Origin of the sequence: Micropruina sp. (assembly GCF_027492755.1) — a bacterium.
GTDB lineage: Bacteria > Actinomycetota > Actinomycetes > Propionibacteriales > Propionibacteriaceae > Micropruina.
The window spans coordinates 20,630-27,438 of record NZ_JAPUED010000029.1 but is presented as its reverse complement, the minus strand read 5'-3'; the positions used below and the strand labels follow the sequence as shown (position 1 = coordinate 27,438).

The following is a 6,809-nucleotide window of genomic DNA, read 5'->3' as shown; positions in this document are numbered from 1 at the left end:
GGAGATCCCGGCGTTCGCCGGGATGACGAGATTGCGCGGGATGCCGGAGCGGCGATGACGTAGCTGTCAGGACGACGGCTGGTTGCGCAGGGTCACACAGCAGCGTCCGATACCGGGCTCAAGACAGGCACGGACGGAGTCGCAGCCCAGGCCGTCCGCTACGCCTTGGACGAAGTCGCGGTTCACGCCGCAGATCAATGCGGTGTGCTTGTGGGCCAGTGCGTCGAAGGGGCAGTTGTTGAGGGCGACCACGTCCGCCTCGCGGACCGGCTCGTAGCCCTGGCTCGCCAGGACGACTGAGACCCGATCCAACTGCTCCCCCGCGTCCGGCACCTCGCTAGCCTCGGCAAGCGCCCGACCCTCCTCGCTGCCGACCTCGCGCAATGCCTGGTCAAGGGGCACTCCGTCTGCTGCTCGGGTGACGGCGGCGGCCAGCAGGTCGGCCGCCAACTCGTAGCGCCGGGGTGGCAGCGAGACCGCGAACTCGCGGGCGCCGCGGCGGTACAGCTTGCTGGGACGTCCGCTGCCCGGACCGGTGCGTCCGCTGAGCCGGCGGTATTCGACCTCGAGCAGGCCCTCGTCGACCAGCCGGTCGAGGTGGAAGTTCACGTTGTGCGGGGCGAGGCCCAGCGCGGCGGCAGCTTGTTCGCGCCCCACCGGTTCCGGCTGGGCCACCACATACTCGTAGAGCAGCCGCCGGGTCGGGTCGGCCAGGGCACCGATGCCCGCAGCCTGCGTCGCCAGGTCCATGGAGGAAGCGTAAAACAGAACTTCATTGACACAAGAGTTTCGGAGCTTCTAATATCGAAGTTCATTGGTGTTAGAACCGAGAGGGTCGCCATGGACGGAGGAAGTGGGCTGCGCGCACTCACAGCCGAGGCCTCGGTGAGCACCGAACCCGAGCAATCGGCGGAATCGGGGTGGCGTCCGAGAATCGTGCCCGACCGGCCCACCGCCGACCTGGCGGCCGCCGAGGATGCCGCGGCAGCGCTGCTGACCGCACTGGGTCTCGACCTCGGCGACATCAATCTGGTCGACACACCCCGGCGGATGGCCCACGCTCTCGCGGAGCTGACCACGGCGTCCGACTTCGAGTTGACCAGCTTCCCCAACACCGAGGGCTACGACGAACTGGTGCTGGTGCAGAGCATTCCGGTGCGGTCGCTGTGTGAGCACCACATGCTGCCGTTCGTCGGCGTCGCGCACATCGGCTATCTTCCGGCCGACCGGATTCTCGGGCTGTCGAAGTTCGCCCGGATGACCGACTTCCACAGCCGACAGCCGCAAACCCAGGAGCGGCTCACCAAACGCATCGCCGACCACTTGCAGCGCGAGCTCGAGCCGTACGGCGTGGGTGTGGTGATCGAGGCCGAGCACACCTGCATGAGCCTGCGCGGCGCCCTCGCCGACGGTGCCCGCACCGTCACCTCCGCACTGTTCGGACGGCTGCGCGATGATGCCCGTAGCCGTGCGGAATTCCTCTCACTCGCCAGGAGCCAATGATGAACATCGTCGTGATCGGAGGCGGGCTGGCCGCCGCCAACGCCGTCGCCGAACTGCGGGACCGCGGATACACCGGTGACCTCACCCTCGTCGGCGCGGAGCCACACCTGCCCTATGAGCGACCCCCGCTGTCCAAGGGACTGCTGCTCGGATCGGACGAGCCCGACTCGGTCTTCGTCCACGACCGCGCCTGGTACGACGAGCACCAGGTGACGCTGCGGCTCGGCACCCGGGCCACCGGTCTGGACCGTGACCGCAAGCAGGTTCTGCTGGGTTCGGAGGAACTGCCCTACGACCGGTTGATCCTGACCACCGGCTCGACGCCGCGACGGCTGCCAGCGCTGGAGGCCGGTTCCATTCCGGTCCGCTCCCTGCGCACCCTGGACGATTCGCTGGCCCTGAAGAAGGAGTTGGCCGGGCACCTGCTGCTCGTCGGCGCCGGCTGGATCGGCCTGGAGATCGCGGCCGCGGCCCGTCAGGCGGGTGGCGAGGTGACCATCGCCGAGACCGCCGCCTGGCCACTGCTGGGGGTGTTGGGCCCCGAGTTGGCGCCGCTGTTCGCCGAGCTGCACCGCAGCCACGGCGTCGATCTGCGGCTCAGCACGAGCGTGGATCGGGTGGAGGGCGCCGAGGTGCTGCTCTCCGACGGCACCCGGGTGCGGCCCGACCTGATCGTCGCCGGGGTCGGTGCGGTACCCGACGACGGACTGGCGGCTCACTCCGGGCTCGCCACCGACAACGGAATCCTGGTCGACGCACGGCTGGCGACCGCCGATCCGGCGGTGTTCGCGGCCGGTGACGTGGCGAACCACGACCATCCGAGCCTGGGCCGGATTCGGGTCGAACACTGGGACAACGCCATCGAGCAGGGCAAGCACGTCGCCGGTTCGGTGCTCGGCGACACCACGCCATACACCCGGCAGCCCTACTTCTTCAGCGACCAGTACGACCTGGGCATGGAGTACCTCGGTCATGTCGGACGCCGCGGCTACGACGAGCTGATCGTGCGCGGCGACCGGGCCAACCTCACCCTGGTCGCACTCTGGGTGCGGGGCGGCACGGTGGTCGCCGGGCTGCACCTCAACGACTGGGACGCCGCGGATTCCCTACGACTCCTGGTCGGCGCCACGCCCGAGAACCTGGACGCCCTGCGCGACGAATCGGTGCCGCTGCCGCGTCCGGACGAAGGCTGATCGCCTGGGGGTCGGAGATCCCGTCACTCGCCGGGATGACGGAGGCGTTCACTTGGATGACAGGGGCGCTCAGCCGACCTGACGGGAGCGTTCGCAGGGGCCGACAGTGGCATTTCGCTGGGGCTGACCGAGCGTTCGCCGACAAAAATTCGTCGTCCGGATCGATGAAACCCGAAATGATCATGAAGACAAGCCGAGGATCTGCTGAGTACTCTGAAACTTAGTGAGCCTTGGGGGGTTACATGAGGGGTCTGCTCGGCCGATGGTCGCGCGCCGCCGGATGGGGAGTGGCGGCGGTGCTGGCCGCGACCCTGCTCGCGGCGCCGATGGCCTTCGCCGACCCCAGCGACGAGCCCTGCGCGCCGAGCTGTGAAGCCAGCCCGCGGCCCTCCGCAACCGTCCCCGATGACCCGAAGCCCGGCCGATCCGCGGGCCCGAGCACCGAGCCCTCCGAACCGAAGCCTCCGGAGCCCAGCGACAGCCCCGCCCCCCGACCGGAACCCAGCAGTGACCAGCCGCGGCCGACCCAGTCCGCACCGATCAAGGCGCCGCCGCTCCCCCCGCCGATCAAGGCACCGCCGCTCCCCCCGCCGACGCTGGTCCCGACCCTGCTTCCCACCGTCGAGCTGCCGACCACACCGCCCAACGATCCCTCCACGGAGCCGGGGCCGTCGGGTACCCCCAGCCCCACACCGAGTGGCTCGCCGAGCCGGACGCCGGCGGTACCCACGCCCTCGACTGCGACGCCGGTGGGCAGCCCCCGATTACCGGGAGGCTCGCTGCCCTCGCTGACGACGAGCGGGTCGGTCAGAACGCCGGCCGTGGCGACGCAGTCGCCCGAGTTGCCGCAGGGCACGCCGTCCGCTGCACCACTGCCCGGACCGCACGGACCCGGTGGGGGCTCCGGATCACTACCCTCGCCCGAGTCGTTGGCCTTGGAGCGGGGTCTTTCCGCGATGCTGCCGATGATGGCGGGCTCGATCATCGTGATGGGCCTGACGCTGCTGCTGCGACCGCCTCGGCGCCCGATCGGCTGAGGAAGCGCTGATCAAAGCCGCTCCCTCGTCATTCCGGACTTGATCCGGGATCTTTCCCGCCCTGAGAGCCCGGGATGACGTGAACAGACCACCGTTGGTTCAACCTGTCGAAACGCCCTTGTGAGCACGGTCTCGACAAGCTCGACCAACGATCGGCGCTCTCGCGCCTACCGGCCGTTGTCCGGGCGGTGTGGTTCGATGGCCCACATGTCCACTGCTGTGCGCTTCGCCCTGCACTCCACCGTCCTGGACAACGGCCTGCGGGTGGTGGTCAACCATGACCCGACCGTGCCGGTCGTCGCGGTGAATCTGTGGTTCGACGTCGGCTCGCGCGACGAGCAGCCGGGACGCACCGGGCTGGCGCACCTCTTCGAACACCTGATGTTCGAGGGTTCGGCGAACGTGGCGTCCGGTGAGCATCTGGCCATCGTGCAGAGCGTCGGCGGGTCGGCCAACGCCACCACCTGGTTCGACCGCACGAACTACTTCGAGACGGTGCCGACGCACGCCCTCGACCTGGCGCTGTGGCTGGAGGCCGACCGGCTGGCCAGTCTCGAACTCACCCAGGAGACCCTCGACAACCAGCGTGCGGTGGTCCTCGAAGAGAAGCGGCAGCGCTACGACAACGTGCCCTACGGCGATGTGCTGATCCATCTCATCGGACTGACCTTTCCCGAGGGGCATCCCTACAGCCACCCCACGATCGGGTCGATGGACGACCTCGCCGCCGCCGACCTGGACGACGTGCGCGCCTTCTTCGCGACGCACTACGCACCCGGCAACGCCGTCCTCACCATCGTCGGCGACGTCACCGTGGACGACGCGGTGGCCCGCGCCGCGCGCTACCTGGGCGGGGTGCCGTCCAGTCTTCGACAGGCGCGTCCGGTGGCCGAACCGTTGCCACCGCTGACCGGGATCCCGCGCACCGAGGTCACCGCAGATGTACCGACCGACGCCAGCTACGCCACTTGGCGGCTGCCGGCCAGGGACACCCGCGAGTTCGCCGCCGTCGACCTGGCTTTGGCGGTCCTCGGTGACGGACAGACCTCCCGGCTGCATCGACGGCTGGTCCGCACCGATCTGATCGCTGAAGGCGCCGGGGCCTCCACGCTGGGGCTGATCGGCGGGAACAGCATCGGCTTCGCGCAGGCCCGGGCGCTGGCCGGCGTCCGGGCCGAACAGTTGGAGGCGGCGATCATCGAGGAGGTGAACCGCTTCCTGGCCGACGGCCCGTCCGCTGTCGAGGTGGACCGAGCCAAGGCGCAGTTCGAGCGGGAATGGCTCGACCAGCTGGGCAGATTCGACAGCCGCGCCGACCTGATCGGCTGCTACGCCACCCTGTACGGCGATCCCGAGGTGGTGAACCGCCGCCTGGACGAGGTGCGCAGCCTCACCGTGGCGGAGGTCGCCGACGCGGCGCGGCGCTATCTGCAGCCCGAGCAGCGCGCGGTGCTGAGCTACCGGAAGGAGTCCGCATGAAACGCCCGGTCGTGCCGGCACCGCCGGTCTGGGACTTCCCGTCGCCTCGGACGGCGCAGCTGGACAACGGCCTGCGGGTGCTGATCTTCCAGCGCCCGGGCCAGCACCTGATCAACGCCACGTTGGTACTCGAGTTGCCGTTGTCGGCCGAGCCCCGGGATCGGGAGGGCGTGTCGGCGATTCTGCAGCGCTGCCTGGACGAGGGCACCGCCAGCCATCCGGGCACCGATTTCGCCGACGAACTGGAGGGCTGTGGCGCGGTGCTCGCCGGCGGCACCGGCTACGCCGCCGCGCACCTCAGCCTCGAAGTGCCGAGCACCCGGTTCGGCACCGCACTTCCGCTGTTCGCCGAAGCTGTCCGCGAGCCACAACTGGCCGACGCCGATGTGCGCCGTCATGTCGAGTTGCGGCTGGCCGAGTTGGCGCAGGAAGAGGCCCATCCGAGCCACCGCGGGGCGATCGCCTTCCGCGCCGGCGTCATCGACTCCGAGTACCGGGCGGCTCGTTCCGCGTCCGGCGACGCGACCGGTGTCGGCGCGATCACCGCCGACGATGTCCGAGCGCAGCACCAGGCCCACTACGGCCCCGAGCGCGGCACGCTGGTGCTGGCCGGCGACTTCGGCGGCGAGGATCCACTGCCCGCCGTCGTGGCTGCGTTCGGCGACTGGCGGCAACCGACGGTGCCGATCAGCCATGAGGTGCCGCGATCGGCGCCGGCCCGGGCACTGCTGATCGATCGTCCGGGTGCGGTCCAGGCCGACGTCCGGCTCGGCCGATTCGGGATCGACCGCCGGCATCCCGACTACGCCGCACTGCGGCTGGGTGGTTTCGTATTGGGTGGTGGCTTCCTGAGCCGGCTCAACCGGGTGCTGCGCGAGGAACGCGGCTACACCTACGGGGTCCAGCTGGCCAACAGTCCCGCCCGCTCGGGTGGTCTGCTGGCGATGCACGCGTCGTTCCGGACCGAAGTCGCTGCGGCCGCGATCGCCGAGGCGTCCGAGCTGTTGCGGGTGGACGGCGACCGGCGGATCACTGACACCGAACTCACCGATGCGGTCAACTTCCTGGTCGGGATCGCGCCGCTGCGGTGCGCCACGGCGTCCGGAATCGCCGATCAGGCGGCCGCCCTGGTGGAGGCGGGCCTCGACACGGGCTTCGTCAACACCCATTCGGCGGCACTGCGCCAGGTCACACCGGAGGCGGCGACCGAGGCGCTCGAACGGCATCTGCCGCTCAATGACCTGAGCCTGGTGGTGGTCGGTGACGCCGAAGCGCTCGCCGAGCCGTTGCGCTCGGCCGGACTGCAACTCGAGCTTGCCTGAGTTTGTCGCTGGCTGAGTCTGGCTCAACCCCTTGTCAGCGCGACCCGGTCAAGTCGCGCTGACAAGGGCGACCAGCGACCCCGGCAGTAGCTGAGGGGCGTCCATATCAGAGAGCGGTTGCTTGCCAGTACGACTCAAGTCTGATGTAACTTAGGTAAGGCAAGCCTTAGTCAGCTGAATATCTACCTAGAAACGCTTCGGGGGAAGTCGCTCATGTCACTACGCACCGTTCCCACCCACCCTCGGGTCAGCATCATCGTGCCGACCTTCAATGA

Annotated in this window: 6 protein-coding genes; 5 read left to right on the top strand and 1 reads right to left on the bottom strand. The window is 69.3% G+C overall.

The genetic code is table 11. From position 1 onward, the window contains the following. Positions 1-66: 66 nt before the first annotated feature. Positions 67-750 (bottom strand): helix-turn-helix domain-containing protein, encoded by a 684-nt coding sequence (locus tag Q0066_RS01795; protein ID WP_298129470.1) that lies wholly within the window; start codon positions 748-750, stop codon positions 67-69. Positions 751-840: 90 nt separating this feature from the next. Between Q0066_RS01795 and folE the strand changes: the two genes are divergently transcribed. The 5 genes from folE to Q0066_RS01770 all read left to right on the top strand — a co-directional run bounded on the left by folE (position 841) and on the right by Q0066_RS01770 (position 6,534). Then, positions 841-1,503: a GTP cyclohydrolase I gene (gene folE, locus Q0066_RS01790; protein ID WP_298129468.1), complete on the top strand. Its 663-nt coding sequence runs from the start codon at positions 841-843 to the stop codon at positions 1,501-1,503. Continuing rightward, entirely contained in the window at positions 1,503-2,696 is a 1,194-nt protein-coding gene (locus Q0066_RS01785; RefSeq protein ID WP_298129466.1) for an FAD-dependent oxidoreductase, read from the top strand. Before folE ends, Q0066_RS01785 begins: the two co-directional genes overlap by 1 nt. 821 nt (positions 2,697-3,517) lie before the next feature. Beyond that, positions 3,518-3,733, top strand: a complete 216-nt coding sequence (locus tag Q0066_RS01780) for a hypothetical protein (RefSeq protein ID WP_298129464.1) — start codon at positions 3,518-3,520, stop codon at positions 3,731-3,733. A 207-nt stretch (positions 3,734-3,940) separates the two neighbouring features. Then, positions 3,941-5,212 (top strand): pitrilysin family protein, encoded by a 1,272-nt coding sequence (locus Q0066_RS01775; RefSeq protein WP_298129462.1) that lies wholly within the window; start codon positions 3,941-3,943, stop codon positions 5,210-5,212. Then, the gene (locus Q0066_RS01770; RefSeq protein WP_298129461.1) at positions 5,209-6,534 is read left to right on the top strand and encodes a pitrilysin family protein; all 1,326 of its coding nucleotides are present in this window, start codon (positions 5,209-5,211) and stop codon (positions 6,532-6,534) included. The genes Q0066_RS01775 and Q0066_RS01770 overlap by 4 nt, the downstream gene beginning before the upstream one ends. The last annotated feature ends 275 nt before the right edge of the window (positions 6,535-6,809 follow it).